Source organism: Virgibacillus carmonensis, from assembly GCF_057836705.1.
The window spans coordinates 1-585 of the sequence record NZ_JBYQFJ010000292.1 but is presented as its reverse complement, the minus strand read 5'-3'; the positions used below and the strand labels follow the sequence as shown (position 1 = coordinate 585).

Sequence of the window (585 nt, the reverse complement as noted above, 5' to 3'; positions counted from 1 at the left end):
CTTTTTCAAAAACCTTTTCGGCAATATTGAGCTCCAGCATTTCACGAACAACTTGACTCATTCGGGTTTTACTCATTCCAATACTCTCCGATAGCTCATCGAGCGTCATCGGTTTTCTATTCATATAAATGGTTCCGAGAACACGTCCAACGGTTGTTGAAATCCCGAATGTATGCATGTTTTCGGCAATTTTATCTACGAACTGCTCTTCAATTCTTATTGTTTTGTCGAACGGTTTTTCTTTCAAATTTTTCATCCTTTCGACTGCCTAATTTTCTATAAAAACAATGTAACACAACTAATTAAAAAATGGAAAGTGAGCATTTTAAAGGATTTTAAAGAAATTGGGTGGAATTCTAAGAAAATGCCCTTATAAACTTTATGCAATAAAAATTTTACAAACTTTATGGATTATATGTACAATAGAAAAGGTTTTTATTTTATGAAGTATCCCTTATACTTATGATTGTCAATTTAGTGTTACCGGAAAAGGATAACTATATAAAAAATATTTGGAGGTGTCTTTCACTTGCTGAAATTCAATCATGTGTCAAAAGTATACGATGGAGGAAAGAAAGCAGTTGA

1 protein-coding gene is annotated in these 585 nt (G+C 32.3%); it reads right to left on the bottom strand.

Annotated elements, in window-relative coordinates:
* The coding region (locus AC3G7N_RS21935; protein WP_489424238.1) for a GbsR/MarR family transcriptional regulator at positions 1 to 256 on the bottom strand (256 nt) is incomplete at its 3' end.
* Between the last annotated feature and the right edge of the window lie 329 nt (positions 257 to 585).